The organism is Segatella copri (assembly GCF_949820605.1).
In the GTDB taxonomy this organism is placed as follows: Bacteria; Bacteroidota; Bacteroidia; order Bacteroidales; family Bacteroidaceae; genus Prevotella.
Genome location: NZ_CATKVU010000006.1, coordinates 2,728,928 through 2,744,031, shown reverse-complemented (window position 1 = coordinate 2,744,031; position 15,104 = coordinate 2,728,928). Strand labels below are relative to the sequence as shown.

At 44.9% G+C, this 15,104-nt stretch carries 12 protein-coding genes and 1 tRNA gene; 6 read left to right on the top strand and 7 right to left on the bottom strand.

Going from position 1 to position 15,104, the window contains the following annotated elements; all coding sequences use genetic code 11:
• Positions 1–6 precede the first annotated feature (6 nt).
• Both RCO84_RS12495 and RCO84_RS12490 read left to right on the top strand, forming a co-directional pair.
• The gene (locus tag RCO84_RS12495; protein WP_317585262.1) at positions 7–543 is read left to right on the top strand and encodes a hypothetical protein; all 537 of its coding nucleotides are present in this window, start codon (positions 7–9) and stop codon (positions 541–543) included.
• Between the two features lie 343 nt (positions 544–886).
• Positions 887–1,351 carry a hypothetical protein gene (locus RCO84_RS12490; RefSeq protein WP_317585260.1) on the top strand — a complete coding sequence of 155 codons (465 nt, stop codon included), beginning with the start codon at positions 887–889 and terminating at the stop codon, positions 1,349–1,351.
• 534 nt (positions 1,352–1,885) lie between these two features.
• On the opposite strand, the gene RCO84_RS12485 is transcribed toward RCO84_RS12490, so the two are convergent.
• Together RCO84_RS12485 and RCO84_RS12480 are read right to left on the bottom strand one after the other, a co-directional pair.
• The gene (locus RCO84_RS12485; RefSeq protein WP_153139290.1) at positions 1,886–3,460 is read right to left on the bottom strand and encodes a glycosyl hydrolase family 28 protein; all 1,575 of its coding nucleotides are present in this window, start codon (positions 3,458–3,460) and stop codon (positions 1,886–1,888) included.
• Between the two features lie 220 nt (positions 3,461–3,680).
• Positions 3,681–3,765 (bottom strand) — tRNA-Leu (locus RCO84_RS12480).
• A gap of 229 nt (positions 3,766–3,994) precedes the next feature.
• Between RCO84_RS12480 and RCO84_RS12475 the strand changes: the two genes are divergently transcribed.
• Entirely contained in the window at positions 3,995–5,083 is a 1,089-nt protein-coding gene (locus tag RCO84_RS12475) for a mannose-1-phosphate guanylyltransferase (protein ID WP_119227398.1), read from the top strand.
• A gap of 80 nt (positions 5,084–5,163) precedes the next feature.
• Here RCO84_RS12475 and RCO84_RS12470 read toward each other — a convergent pair whose 3' ends face one another.
• From RCO84_RS12470 to RCO84_RS12455, 4 genes are all read right to left on the bottom strand, one after another.
• Complete coding sequence (locus tag RCO84_RS12470; RefSeq protein ID WP_118063359.1) at positions 5,164–5,565, bottom strand: HIT family protein; 402 nt, start codon at positions 5,563–5,565, stop codon at positions 5,164–5,166.
• 185 nt (positions 5,566–5,750) lie between these two features.
• Complete coding sequence (greA, locus tag RCO84_RS12465; RefSeq protein ID WP_022120765.1) at positions 5,751–6,218, bottom strand: transcription elongation factor GreA; 468 nt, start codon at positions 6,216–6,218, stop codon at positions 5,751–5,753.
• 188 nt (positions 6,219–6,406) lie between these two features.
• Positions 6,407–9,892, bottom strand: coding sequence for a DEAD/DEAH box helicase (locus RCO84_RS12460; RefSeq protein ID WP_317585258.1), 3,486 nt, complete (start codon positions 9,890–9,892; stop codon positions 6,407–6,409).
• 78 nt (positions 9,893–9,970) lie between these two features.
• Complete coding sequence (locus RCO84_RS12455) at positions 9,971–11,107, bottom strand: AAA family ATPase (protein ID WP_317585257.1); 1,137 nt, start codon at positions 11,105–11,107, stop codon at positions 9,971–9,973.
• Positions 11,108–11,325: 218 nt separating this feature from the next.
• Between RCO84_RS12455 and RCO84_RS12450 the strand changes: the two genes are divergently transcribed.
• Together RCO84_RS12450 and RCO84_RS12445 are read left to right on the top strand one after the other, a co-directional pair.
• Positions 11,326–11,793 carry a nucleoside deaminase gene (locus RCO84_RS12450; protein ID WP_264902141.1) on the top strand — a complete coding sequence of 156 codons (468 nt, stop codon included), beginning with the start codon at positions 11,326–11,328 and terminating at the stop codon, positions 11,791–11,793.
• A gap of 141 nt (positions 11,794–11,934) precedes the next feature.
• Complete coding sequence (locus RCO84_RS12445) at positions 11,935–13,242, top strand: nucleobase:cation symporter-2 family protein (protein ID WP_317585255.1); 1,308 nt, start codon at positions 11,935–11,937, stop codon at positions 13,240–13,242.
• Between the two features lie 100 nt (positions 13,243–13,342).
• On the opposite strand, the gene RCO84_RS12440 is transcribed toward RCO84_RS12445, so the two are convergent.
• Positions 13,343–14,329, bottom strand: coding sequence for a YqiA/YcfP family alpha/beta fold hydrolase (locus RCO84_RS12440; RefSeq protein ID WP_317585253.1), 987 nt, complete (start codon positions 14,327–14,329; stop codon positions 13,343–13,345).
• Between the two features lie 174 nt (positions 14,330–14,503).
• Between RCO84_RS12440 and xpt the strand changes: the two genes are divergently transcribed.
• Positions 14,504–15,070 carry a xanthine phosphoribosyltransferase gene (gene xpt / locus RCO84_RS12435; protein WP_117661821.1) on the top strand — a complete coding sequence of 189 codons (567 nt, stop codon included), beginning with the start codon at positions 14,504–14,506 and terminating at the stop codon, positions 15,068–15,070.
• Positions 15,071–15,104: the final 34 nt, after the last annotated feature.

Below are 15,104 nucleotides of genomic sequence, written 5' to 3'. Positions count from 1 at the left end.
ATTAATATGAAAAGTTATTGTAATCGATTATTATATTCTTTCTACTGTTTTGAAGTGTGGAGCAATAATTTAGCGGATAAATTATTTAGTTCATTGATGAACAAAGCTTACGAACTTACATATAAATGGGATCCGTTTAGCCTTATAAATAAGGAAAAAACGACATTGGAAGAATATATAGCATGGCGCAAACGTATATCTAAGAATGTTGTATATAATTTAGATTACGGTGTTAGTATGATGTATGCTAAACCCATATTTGGAATTTTGTTTGGGGCTTATATAATGTTGTTTGTCTCCTTGGTTAGGCATTTGGGATTAGTCGTTATACCAGACGCTTATTTTGAAATATGCGTGATAATATGCTTGTGCTTATCGAGTTTGATTGCTTATTTGTCCGCATTCAAAGATAATGTATATAAAGTATATTTTAAGAAGTTCAAAAAGGAAAAAAACAATAAAAAATGGCACTTCATAACGTTATGTGTGTTTCTGGGTTCTTTGTATGCTGCTTATTTGTCCATAGTGCTTTGGGTGAAGTAGGTGCAGTCTAATTTGATATAAATGTCGTAATTTTGCAAAACATGGCTAAGAAAAGAATTCAAAATAGAGTAGGAGACATCTATTATGTGACGTTGGAAGATGGTGCAAGAATCTATCTTCAGTATGTAGCAATAGATACGGAACAATTGTATTCGCCAGGCAATACGAATCATCTAACAGTGTCACACAAGTGGTATGTGTGGACTATTAATCAGAAATATATACATATAGGTGATTTAGTGGGAGAATATAAATCGTATAGTATGGGATTTGTTTATCCTCCTTACGCTGTTTATCAGAAGATAATAACAGGGAAGTACCCTTTTCACGAATTGAAATAAAAATGAAAAAGTTATTCATATTTAACGTATTCTTGATGATTCTGTATTTGGTTTCATCTTGCTTACCATTTGGTTATTACAAAAGAAGTGTGGAGTTTAAAAATTGCACAGGTGATACATTAATTATAGGACATTCTTACTTTGATGCCATTGATAGTGTGCATTGTCAGATATTGCCTGCTTATGATATACCTGGTATCGAGGAATTGGATACCATTAATATTCCAGTAAACAAAGAATTATCTTTACGAGGTATTATGGCAGTCTTCCCGGATTCAACATGTTGTGAGGATTCTGTATATTTGTTTTCAAGGAAAGATACGTGCTATTTCTTTTTGATTAAATTCGAGGATGTAAAGCGCAATTCTTGGAAAGACATTTGTGCAAAAAAACTATATCATAAGTGGATGGTTGTTCGAGACAAAAATGGTAATTTAGATAAGGATATAAGATATAAAGATGAGTGACTTAAAAAACATAGCAAGGTATTCGGAATCCTCCTTATTATCTTTGGGTAGTTCTTCTATGAGTTTCGTTTGTATGAAACTGATGATGATGTCAAGAAGCAGATTCTTGACGAGGAAGTCCCCAAGGCTTATGATTTTCATGTCGTATCGTGCAAGGAATATAGAGGTTTCTCCTTTGTTGGTGTAGATCCTCATGGAGATACAATCCATGAGAATCTATCTGCCTTTTGGGATTTGTATCAAAAATACCAAAAGGGCGATAGAATTGTAAAGAGAAAAGGGGAGAAAACGCTCCTCTTGATTCATCATGCAGATACAGCTTGTATTCATTTATCTTATAAACAAAATGACTTATAGGTGATATGGAAGATTCGGTCTGCTCATGAGGACTTTTTCTACTGCTTTGTCGGTATGACGAGGAAAGGGAAGAAGGTGAAGAGTGAAGACATGTACTATAAGCTGAAATGCCGCCCTAACTGCCATTCTTGATGGGGTTAGGGCGGCATTATAAATGTTTTGTCTGATGAATGTCGGTTAGAAATCGAGGGTGATACCCTTTTCGTCAATCTTCTTGTATGTCTTGTCGTTGACAGTCACATTCTTCGAGTTCTTTGCATCGAAGGTGTGATTCTTTGCACTAACCTTGATGTTTTCGAGCTTCACGCCGTCAGTACGGTTGATGACGATACCATACTCAGCATTGTTTACCTCCATATCCTTGATGTGGATGTTGCTTACCGGCATCTCTGGGAGACCATTGAAGTAAGCTGCACGACGGGCTGTGCGGCAGATGACATGGTTGATGTCGATATTGCGGAAGCAAGGTGTTGTCTCGTCTACCTTGAACTTCTGTACCTTCTGGCTCTTAGCCTCATCGCCATCGTTGAGAACCTCAACGGCAGACTTGCCACCGTAGTAAAGGTCGAAGGTGATGACATCTGTCTGAATATCAAACATTGACATGTTGTCGATGTAGATATTCTCTACTACACCACCACGACCGCGGGTACTCTTGAAACGGAGACCTACATCGGTGCCGAGGAACTGGCAGTCGCTCACCTTGATATTCTTTACGCCACCGCTCATCTCGCTGCCAACAACGAAACCGCCATGACCCTTGAATACGGTACAGCCGTTTACGATGACATTCTCGCAAGGAATGCCGCGCTTTCTTCCGTCAGCATCCTTACCGCTCTTGATACAGATACCGTCATCGCCTACATCGAAAGTAGAGTTGACGATAAGTGCATTCTTGCAGCTCTCCAGGTCAAGACCATCACCATTCTGAGCATATGAAGGGTTGCGGACCAATACATCTTCTATAAGAACGTTCTCGCACATCAGCGGATGGATGTTCCATGCAGGAGAGTTCTGGAAGATGACCCCATTGAGCCAAACGTTCTTGCAGCTTACGAGACTGATCATTACCGGACGGAGGAAACGCTTGATCTCATTCCATTCTTCTTCTGAAGCTGGAGTTTTAGGCACATTCATGTTGGCACTGTTGTCAGCCTTCAATGCACCTTCTGATGGGAACCAGTAGTCGGCTCTCTTGAACGCACCGCCACGTGAAGTAATCTGCTTCCACTGGGCAGCGGTAACCTTCTGCTTCTTCAAAGGGCGCCAGTATTCTCCGTTTCCGTCAATGCAACCCTGACCGGTAATTGCCACGTTGGTAAGATGATGACCAGAGATAGGCGACTGGCATCGGCGTGTATCCAAACCCTCAAACGATGTTTCTATAAAAGGGTAGAGGGCATCATCTGGTGAGAAAAGGATGACTGCACCTTTTTCGAGATGCAGGTTGATATTGCTCTTCAATACGATAGGACCTGTGAACCATACGCCCTGTGGAACGATGAGTTTGCCGCCGCCTTTCTGAGTCAGCGCATCGATAGCCTTGGCAAAGGCTGTGGTACAGAGAGAAGAGCCATCTCCAATAGCCCCAAAGTCCTTGAGGTTTACCTCATTGGCTGGGAATTGCGGACGGGTCACCTTCTCCATCTGGAATGGTAGATTCTCGTAAAGAGCATCATACTTCTTGATGTCGGTTGCCTGGGCACTTAGCGCCAACAAGCAAGCACATACCATGCTAAAAAATTTCTTCATCTATTTTTTTCGGTTTGTTGGGTTATTATATATAAGCTATTTCTTCTGCAAAGATAAATATTATCTTTTGAAAAGCCAAATATAGAAAGGCTTATTCTAAATAAATCGTTGTAAACGTTTTCGTGGAATGGGGGATATGATAGGATGTAAGTGGGTAGATATGCAGGGATAAATGTGTATATAAACGAAAAAAGGAGAGAAGTAAAACTTCTCTCCATCTTGGTACCCAGACCCGGGATCGAACCGGGATGGATTGCTCCACTGGTGTTTGAGACCAGCGCGTCTACCGATTCCGCCATCTGGGCAAATACCACCTTGCTTATTTGCGGTTGCAAAGGTACTAATAATTTTTGAACTGACAAACTTTTTGGTGACTTTTTTTTCTAAAAATGCATTTTTAATGCAGAAACATTAAATTTTTGTTGTTTTTATAGTCCACTTTATTAAATTTCAAGAAAATCTTTGGCACTTTCACGGATAATCACTAACTTTACAGATGAATTTTGAAAACCAACAAAATATTAGACTCAAGATATGAAGAGTAACGGAAATAATTATTGTGTGATATTGGCGGGAGGTAAGGGTCGCAGACTCTGGCCTTGCAGCCGTAGCAACTATCCGAAGCAGTTTGTCGACTTCTTTGGAGTGGGGCGCACCCAGCTTCAGCAAACCTTTGACCGTATGGCAAAGATCGTGCCTGCCGACCATATATTTATCAACACAAATGAAGAATATGTTCAACTGGTAAAGGAACAGTTGCCTGAGGTTCCTGCAGAACGGATATTGGCGGAACCTATTCATCGCAATACGGCACCTAGCATGGCATGGGCCAATCATCGCATCTCGATGCTCAATCCTGATGCCTGCATCATCGCCACTCCTTCGGATCAGGCTATCTTCAATGAAGATGCTTTCCGGGAAAACGTATTGGAAGGTCTGGCTTTTGTGGCAGAACATGACCGTTTCCTGACGATGGGTGTGAAACCAACCCGTCCTGAACCTGGATATGGATATATTCAGATGGGTGAAGCTATCGGCAACGGATTGTACAAGGTGCAGTCGTTTACAGAGAAACCGGAAAGAGAGTTTGCCAAGATTTTTGTAGAGAGTGGAGAGTTCTATTGGAATACGGGTTTATTCCTTTCTAATGTGAAGTATCTGCGTGAGTGTTTCTGCAAGATTCTGCCCCCTGTACTCCGTAATTACGATAAACAGTATCCCGAATTCAGTGTGGAGACAGAGAATGCATACATGAAAGAGAGTTTCTCTTCTTATCCTAATATATCAGTAGATTTCGGAGTGCTTGACAAACCTAGCAATGTCTATATGATGAAGTGTGACTTCGGCTGGGCTGATCTGGGTACCTGGCACAGTATCTACGAGGCGATGCAGAAGAGCAGCGATGACAACGTGGTTGTTGACAGCGATGTGATGATGGAGAATTGTCACAACAATGTAATCAAGTTGCCTAAAGGAAAGCTGGCTGTATTGAACGGACTGGATGGTTTCATAGTAGCCGAGAATGACAATGTATTGTTGATATGCAAGAAAGAAGATTCTTCTGCCCTGGTGCGTAAATATGTAAACGAGGTGCAGATGAAGAAAGGCGATGAGTTCGTCTAAGCAAGAGCTTATGAAATAAAGATATAAAAAGAGCTGCGAAGCATATTCGCAGCTCTTTTTCTGTTTGAAACTTCTTGCATTTAAAGTTTCTTGAATTCTGTATAAATCTTATCAGCAATTTCCTTGAACTCTTCCTCTGTGAGTTTGAGATGCTCCTTGCGGAAGTTTACATCAGCCTCGCTGTTCATTGGGATGAGGTGGATATGGGCATGAGGAACCTCCAGACCCAAAACAACCTGCGCCACTTTCTTGCATGGGAAGGCTGCCTTGATAGCCTTGGCTACCTTCTTGGCGAAAACCTCAAACTCAGCCAGGTCTTTGTCTTCCATATCGAAGATGTAATCAACCTCCTTACGGGGAATCACCAAGGTATGACCTTTGCCGATAGGGCTAATGTCGAGGAAAGCATAGAACTTGTCGCTTTCTGCACACTTGTAGCTAGGAATCTCTCCTGCTGCAATCTTTGAAAAAATGCTTGCCATAATCGCTAATCAATTTATAATTAATAATTTATAATTTACAATTCATATTATCTTATTCTCTTTTTGATGTCGTTGCATCGGCTACTTTCATTTTCTGTAGAATATATCGGGTAGGCTTACATATAACATAAAAGGAACCGTCATACGGGCATCGCTGCCGATATGATAGTTCCTTTTATTCCGTTTTATTCAAATGAAATCTTGTCGATGCGAAGGTTGATGGTGCCGCGAGGAATCTTGATTTCTGCAATCTCACCTACCTTCTTGTTGAGCAATCCCTGTGCGATAGGAGTCTTGATGGAAATCTTGCCTTCCTTCAAGTTTGCTTCGCTTTCGCTCACGATGGTATAAGTCATCTTTGCCTTGTTAGCCATGTTGGTCATCTCTACCTTCGACATAATCTGCACGCTGTCGGTGCTGAGCTGCTTGGTATCGATAATCTTGGCCTCGGCAATGGTGAGCTTCAGGCGATTGATCTTATCTTCCAGATGAGCCTGTGCCTCTTTAGCGGCATCATACTCAGAATTCTCACTTAAATCACCCTTGTCGCGGGCTTCAGCAATTGCGGCTGATGCCTTAGGGCGCTCTACAGATACGAGCTGTTTCAGCTCAGCTACGAGTTTGTCGTAGCCTTCTTGTGACATGTAAGCCATAATTTTCTTGTTGTTTTAATGTTATTAATAATCGGTTGGCAAGTAGCATAAAAAATAAAGAATTCCAGTGCCAGTGGAGCACCGGAATCCTATATCTGTATTTATGTCTCTTGTTTATCCTTTTGTGTATAATCCGAATGCAAAGATAGGACTTTATTTCCGTATCACCAAATTTTTTGGGGGAAAATTTAAAAATATCCTCCTTTTTCCTTCACATAGTTCATTAATTCGCTAAAAATCTGATTATTGCGCAATATCTCCGGGTTGCCTGTCATAATCATCTGCTTTCGGGCACGGGTGATGGCTACGTTCAGCTTGCGGTCGATGATGGCGCCGTCTTCTACGAAACTGTTGCCGGCAAGGAAGTCGAGCTGCCAGATGTTCTGGATGGTGAAACTGTAGATGATGACATCTCGCTGGCTGCCCTGGTACCGCTCTACGGTATCGATACTGATTTTCTCCAGTTCCGGAATACCGAGCTTTTCGATGCCTTTGCGTACCATGGCAATCTGGTTGCGGTAAGGAACGATGACGCCTACCGTCTTCTTGGCATCGAAACGCTCTCCATAGAAGCGGTGGATGCGGCGAAGCAGGTCTACCACGATTGCTGCCTCGTTGGCATTGATCTTATCGGATACATTTGGTTCCTTGCAGAATTTGGATGGGAGGAATATCATGCGGTGCTCTTTCAGCAAATCGTCGAGCGCATCTTCTGATGGAAGGGTATATGACAGCTCCGTCTCCAACTGGTGTGGACATGGCACGGGTTCCAGTTTCTCCCGACGGTAGAACATCCGGTTAGGAAACTCTGCAATCTCGGGATGCATTCTGCCTTGGCGACGCAGAATGCCGATGAATTCGCTGCGCTCTTCGTGATCTTCCCAATGAATCAGACGTTCGAAGAGAGAGTTGCGGCAGTTGGTAAGACAGATGTCCTGCAGGATGCTCATGTCGATGATGCTACCTTTCTGACTATCGTTGATGGTAGGAATGCCTGAATCCTGCTCGCTCTGCTGTACCACGGCTGGCAACTGCTTGTAGTCGCCGATGAGGATGAACTTATCTACTGCTGATAAGAGACCGATGAGATTAGGCTCCAGTATCTGGCTCGACTCGTCGATGATGGCAAGCTTGAAGTGCTTCAGCGAGAAGATGAACGGCTTGGAGGTCATCATCGAAGTGGTGCCCACGATTACACGCGTTCCTATTATATATTGTTTGATGGCTTCGAGTTTCGGACAGTCGCTGATGGCTTTCTCTATCAGATAAGGGCGGAACCGCTCATCGCAGGAGTACTCGCTGCCGAGGCGAAGGAATGGGATGCCCGAATCTACCAGCATCTCGCAGATTTCATCTACGGCTCGGTTGGTATAGCTCATCAGGAGAATGGAGGATGCAGGCTGCTGAGCCGTCTTGCCTCCCGAGGCGATGCTTTCTGCTGTCGGCATTCCCGTTCCATCGTTCAATGCTTCTTCTACCATAAACTTCAGGGCACGACTGGTCTTTCCTGTTCCCGGAGGTCCCACGAGCAGGAAGTAATCCTGTGCCTGCTTGGCACGGAGAATGATGTCGTCCAGTACATCATCGTAATGTCTGGTCAATGTAAGCGAGGCATCTCTTTGCGGAGCACGCTGCCCTAACAGCAGGTCGCGCTTCTCCTTGGGTGCACAGATAAACTGGTGCAGGTTACGGATGCTTCCGCCTGTTGATGCATCGCTCGTTCCATGTTCTATGGCGTAAGGCAGATTCATCTCGAAGATATCGGCATTCTGCTGTCCGTCGGTGAGATGCACCACAATCTCATCGCTGTGAATCTCCTGCAGTACACCTTTATATAATATAGCCTTTCTCACATCGGGTTCTTCCTTCAGCTTGTAGGTATAGAGATACACCATGTCGCCGATACGGAAGTTGGGCAGAAAGTCTTTTCCCTGGTCGGGCACGCTCAGGGTGATGGTATCATATCCGCTTCCTGCGCTGCTCTGTTCCTTTCGGATGATGTGCAGGTCGGTATAGATATTGCCGGCATCTTTCTTTTCGGCGAGTGGCATGGTCCAGAGGTCGGAACTGGATGTGTTCGTTCCTTCCTGTGCGCCCACCTTGCTGATCATCTGTTCCCGCAACACGAAGGTCATCATGCGGCAGAAGTAAGCCTCCTCTAATGGGGTGAGGTTGTGGAGCGGACTGGTGATGGCTTCTATCTGCGGCTTCAGATACTTGTTGTAAAAGAAGTCCTGGGTACCTGCCACATTCAAAACTTCGGGGGTAAATTCATTCAGTGCATGCTCGAATCCCTCCTTGGCTATCTCGAAGGAGGCGGCAACGAGCTGGTTGCGGTATTCGATGGCCTCCTTGAAGAGCTTTTGGTAGTAAGCTACCACCATCAGTCCGTCTTGCGGCTGATACTTGGAGTAGAGCAGACGGATATTCACGCGGTCGTTGCTCAGCTTGAAGTTGTGCTGCAATACGCCATAGTAGAGCAGCAGCTGTACATAGTGGGGCTCCAGCTGATAACTGTGATACCCCGGATCAACCTGATGGGTTTCGATATTCATGTTGCGTCCCGATTTCTGCTCTACTAGCAGTTTGCAGTCGGTGGTCATCAGGTCCACACGTCCCTGTATGCCGAGTGCTTCGCAGACGAACGAAGGTTCCAGGATGGCTTTCTTCCTGTCGTAAAGACTTTCGCCACGGAAGGCTGACATCTGTGCCTGCGATGCGGTGCGGGGGAAGAGAATATCCACTACCTGCTGCAGATTGAATGCTTGCTGGTTGGCATCGGTATAGAATTTCTTGGCATCAAACCAGGGACAGGTGCAGAACTCCAGTGCTTTCTCCCTGAAATTCGTCTTTATGGTTTCGTTCATCTGGTATTTGCCGTTTGTATTGATGATGTCATCCAGCGCCGCACCGGCAAAGTTACCGAGCAGGGTAGCCTGGGTGTTGGCGCGGGGCTTCATCTGGTTCAGCAGATAGAGCAGGGGATGATGACCGAAAGCCGTGAAGCAGGTGGCGATACTACTGATATCTACCAGATAATCGGGTTCTACCACGATGAGTCGGGGGGTGATGACGGGCTGCTTTACCTGACAGTCGAGCAGGTTGAGCTGCATACCTTCCTTCAGGATATCCCAGAGGTAGGTATGGTCGATATGGTTCTCTTCATCTTTCAGTTGAACGAGATATTCCTCTTCGTCAGCATCTTGGTCAATATCCACGCGGATGAAATCGCTGTCCCAGTTCTTCACGATGCAGCGGATGCGGCGGTTGTTGATTTCCAGTCCTTTCTGATAAGGGCGGTTGGTATGGGGAATGAGCACGTTCAGCTCGTGGGGAACATCCACTCCGAATACGGCAGAGATGAAGATGGCAAGGGCACGTGCATCATATTTCAAATCTTCGCTTGAGAGTGGTTCCTGCGAATTACTGTGCCGGCGCATGGTCTGGATGGCAATCTTGTCTGCCACCTTGATGCCGTGAGCCTTACAGAGATAATCCACCTGGGAGAAAAGGTTACCGAAAGCCTGTTTCGTTTCCTTCACTCCTTCGTGGCAGCAGAGGATGAGCGTATCGTGCATCATCTTGTTGCGTGTCTTCGGCTCCAGTTCGGGGAGTATCAAAAGTTCTCTTACCCTAAGGAAGAGTTCTGCGGCGCTGATATTGTTTTGATTCATGAAATATTGCTTAATCTTGAGAGATGTTTACCTCATCTCTTTCCTCGAAAATGCGATTATTGGCTGTTTTTATTCCCATTATGGTAAAATGTTGTATTCTCTCTTCAGCCAAAGCTCGAAGACAGGATCGACGAATGAGAAGTCTTGAAGATGTTTCTCAACGAGATCTTTCTCTACTAATACTTTCTTGTTACGTGTGATGCTCTGTGGCTGCCCCAGGCCATACGTCTCTACGACATCCTTGGCATTGAAGTGCTTTTCGCCAGAAGCGATGGCTTTCAACATGCCGATTTGGGTGGGAGTGAGCTCGTCCATCTCTGTCAAGAACAAGTCTTCGTTGGTGTCCAAAACCAGTTGGAGCTGGTTGTCGAGGAGTTCTTGCGTCACCTCTTTGTCTGTGTGTGACCATAGGAAGAAGCAATATTGCTGTACGTACCAAGAGTTATATTTCACTCTTTCGCATAGACATTCTGCTTGGCTCTCAGAGATAGTTTTTCCTGTCTTCTTAAAATTGCTCATGATGTATGGAATCCAATATTCCTTGGCTATTCTCTTCAGGTTCATCAGTTGTCCGAACTTAAAGAAAGGACTGTTCGCCTTGTTGAAAATATCTTTCATCATGTGCATCTTGCTGCCGTAGAGACAGTAGGTGGTATGGTGCTGCAACTGCCATTCAGCCCTCAGCATAGCTTCAAGGTTCTTCCATTTTGGCAGGTTGGCGAGTTGCTGAAACTCATCGATGCAGACGATAATCTTGATGCCTTTAGCCTCGGCTATCTTTTCGGGGAGTTGCAGAATGTTTTCAGGACTTTCCTTTACAGGATTCACCTTTAGGTTGACCTCTACACTATTCATTGGGTCGGAAGCTATCGTGATGCTTGGGGTAAAACGATTGATAAATTTCACCAAGTCAGATAATTTCTGTTCCAATGTGGAAGAAACTCCTTGTATCACGATGGAGGCAAATTTGTTGTAGAATTCTTCCTCCGTATGAATCTTGGAGGCATCCATGAAGCAAACCTTTGTTTTGGATTCTTCCTGCATTAATTCTTCCATAGAGGTTCTGACAAGCGAAGATTTTCCCCATCTTCTTGGAGATACCAAGATGACGTTGATGCCGTGGCGAAGGAAATTCTTCAGTTCCCTTCGGTCTTCTACTCTGTCGATAAAACTCTCTTTCTCAGCGAGTCTTCCATAAATAAAGGGTATATCCATAATCAATTTTTTATAAGTGATGGCGCAAAGTTACAAAAATTATAAATACTCTTATAATAAATGTATTTATAATTATGGATAATTAACGAGGTGATGGGAAAAAAGTATTCCATTAAGTATTTTTTTCGTATGAAATGCTTGCCGTATCATTTCTTTTTTGTATATTTGTAGCCCCCAATTGAAAAGAAGGGGTATTATTAATCTAAAAATATTAAACAATGACAAAAGAAGAATTGATGCATAGAGCCATTGAGCTCTCGAAGAATAGCGTGAAGACGGGTGGTGGACCTTTTGGTGCTGTGATTGCCAAGGACGGTATCATCATCGCTGAGGCTTCCAACAGTGTAACCATCGACCTCGACCCTACGGCTCATGCCGAAGTGAACTGCATCCGGCAGGCTACCCGCAAGTTGAAGACCTTCAATCTGGAGGGTTGCGAAATCTATACCTCCTGTGAGCCTTGTCCGATGTGCCTGGGTGCCATCTATTGGGCACATCTCGACCGTATCTATTATGCCAACGACCGGAAGGATGCGGCAAAGATAGGTTTCGATGATGAGTTTATCTACGAGGAGATAGACCGCCAGATAGAAGACCGCCACAAGCCGATGATTGCCCTGATGCGCGATGAGGCGCTCGGTGCCTTCCGCATGTGGGAGGAAAATACAGAAAAAACGGAGTATTAAAAACTCCGTTTTTCTTGTTATTCAGCGAATTATTCTACTAAAAGAACCGATTTCTCAGATTTTCTTTGTAATTTTGTCGCCAAATTCAGAAAAGACCCTGAATTGATGGATAATGGAAATTCTCTAATTATTATAACGACAATGGAACAGTCAATAGAAAATCTCTACAAATTAGACGGCAGAGTGCCCGTAGGTAAAGCACTCCCATTTGGTCTTCAGCATGTGCTGGCGATGTTCGTCAGCAATATTGCGCCAATCATGATTCTCGCTGGTGCGATAGGTCTGGACAGTTCGATGAGCGCCGTGCTTATCCAGAACTGTATGGTCATCGCCGGTATCGGTACCTTGGTGCAGCTTTATCCGGTATGGCGTATCGGTTCTCGCCTTCCTATCGTGATGGGTATCTCCTTCACCTTCCTTTCGCTCGCCATCGCCATTGCCGGTACTCATGGTATGGGTACTTTGATAGGCGCTGTCATCATTGGTGGTCTGGTAGAAGGAACACTCGGACTTTTCGCCAAGTATTGGATCAAGCTCATTCCGCCTGTAGTAGCCGCTACCGTGGTAACAGCCATCGGTTTCTCGCTCCTTCCTGTTGGTGCCAACTCTTTTGCGGGTGGTCAGGGTGCTGCTGATTTCGGTAGCATGAACAACTGGGTTGTGGGGTCTGTCACTTTGCTGGCTTGTCTGCTTTGTCAGATTTTCGCCAAGGGTTTCTTGCGTTCACTCTCTGTATTGGTAGGACTGCTGGTAGGTTATGTTCTGGCGCTGTTTATGGGAATGATAGATTTCAGCGGACTTTCTGGTCTCTCTATCGTAGCTTTGCCAAAGCTTCTTCCATTTACACCTGAGTTCAATATCGGTGCTATTCTCTCGGTGGTAGCTGTATATCTGGTTTCTGCCACAGAGACGATTGGTGATACTTCTGCGCTCTGCAACAGTGCGTTGAAGCGTGATCCTAAGACTAAGGAGATGGGTGCGGCAGTCTGCTGCGATGGTTTCGTCAGTTCGGTTTCAGGTCTTTTCGGTTGTACTCCTATCACTTCTTTCAGCCAGAACGTAGGTTTGGCAGCGATGTCGGGAGTAGTGAACCGCTTTACCATTGCCATGGGTGCCATCATCATGATTATCGGTGGTATCTTCCCAGCTATCGGTTATGTATTGACTACGATTCCTCAGGCAGTATTGGGCGGCTGCACCATCATGATGTTCGGTAGCATCCTCTTTGCCGGTTTCGGCATGATGGCGCGTACAGGCTTCTCTCAGCGCAACATGGTCATCGTGAGTCTTTCGCTCAGCGTAGGTCTCGGATTCACATCTGCAACAGGTATGTTCAACATCTTCCCAGAGATTGTACGCACCGTTTTTGCTGATAACTGTGTGGCAGTAGTCTTCCTGCTCGCCGTTATCCTGAACCTCGTGTTGCCGAAGAATCTGGATAAGGCATAAGAATCAAAGATATTTATAGATAAAAAGGTGCAACTCACAAGTAAGAAAGTGAGTTGCACCTTTTTTGCTATAAACTGTTAACTATAAACTATTAACTAAATCACTGTCCTCCCAGTCTTTCGAAGAAGGTGATGATTTCTTCGAAGGTCTTGAATTCATCGCTGCCGTATTCTATCGCCGTACCCATGAAACCATCGCATGGGCTAGGGTCGATGAAGTAATCGCCGTAGAGCAGGTTCTTCTGGTTGCAGAAGATGATGTGGTTGTAGGCTGGGGTAGAGAGATATTCCTCCACCCAAGTCTGTACCTTCGCCATGTATTCATGGTCGTTGGTTGGCGCTGGGGCTACGATATATACGTTGTAATGCTCTATCAGCATCTCGTAAGCCTTGTGCATCGAACTGGTTGCCTTCATGTAACTGTCGTGCAGGGCATCGAAGTCGATGTATACGATAGGGCGCTCCTTGCCGTTCTGCTTGTCGTCAATCCAGCGGATTACCGGACAGAGATAGTGGAATGCTACCTTGTCGATAAGTTGGTGCTCGCCATGGAATGGGATGGCGAGCGGATAGTGCTCATGGAAGAGGTCGAAGGTATGGACCAGCGGATCAGCATCGCCGAAGAGACCGTAAACACGTTGCTGCTCCTCAGAAGTAATGTTCTGGAAGCAACGCTCGGTAAAGTCACGGTAGTCCTTGATGAGGCCTTTGGTAACCATCAGTTCGTTCACTCCGTCCTTTCTCGGGTTCTGGAATTCCTGCTTGCCAGTCATGCTGCTCATCGTATTGCCCATCTCGAAGGCAGGGTTTACGAGGATGCGGTCGTAACCTTTCAGCAGTTCGGTATACATGCCTCCCATCGAGGTACCGATGATGAGGTCGGGCTTCTCTGTCTCCGCCATCTTCTGCAGCATCTCTATGGCCTCTTCCGGATGTACCGGGATGTCTTCAGCCACGAGGGTGGCATTCGGCATCAGTTCCTGCAACATCTTTACGGTGCCGCTCTGTGCAGAAGAGAGGAAACCGTGAACATACATGATTTTCTTGCCCGACATGAGGTCGGGGAATTGTTTGATATATGGATTCATATTCTTATAGTTTTATAGGGGGCATCATATCATGCTCCCTGAACATCTTATTCATTTCTGCTGCAAAATTACGCTAAATTGCAGACAAAACAAAATTATTGGGCGATAAACTTCCTTGTTTGCGAAAAAAGTAGTAATTTTGCACCCAATAATCATATTAAAGTTCAAGTCATAATGGATTTACTGAAAGAAAGAATTATGCAGGAGGGCAGATGCTTTCCTGGTGGAATCTTAAAAGTAGACAGCTTTGTAAACCATCAGATGGACCCTATTCTGATGATGGACTTAGCTAAGGAATTCGTGCGCCTTTTCAAGGACATCAAGTACAACAAAATTGTTACTATCGAGGCTTCGGGCATCGCGCCTGCCATCATGGTAGGTTATCTGACCAATCTTCCTGTTGTATTTGTGAAGAAAAAGCAGCCTAAGACTATGGAGGGTATGATTACCTCTGTGGTTCACTCTTTTACAAAGGACCGCGATTATACGGTTTGTGTGAGCAACAGCTATCTTACTCCTGAGGACCATGTTATCTTTATCGATGACTTCCTTGCCAATGGTAATGCGTCTAAGGGCGTGATGGATCTTTGCGAGAAGGCTGGTGCCAAGATTGAGGCGATGGGTTTCATCATCGAGAAGGCTTTCCAGCATGGTGGTGACTTCCTGCGCAAGGAGGGAATCCGTTATGAGGCGCTCGCTACCGTAGAGAGCCTGGATGATTGCAAGATTGTCTTGAAGTAAAACATCTTATTATATATAGTAAAAGCCGCCTGTA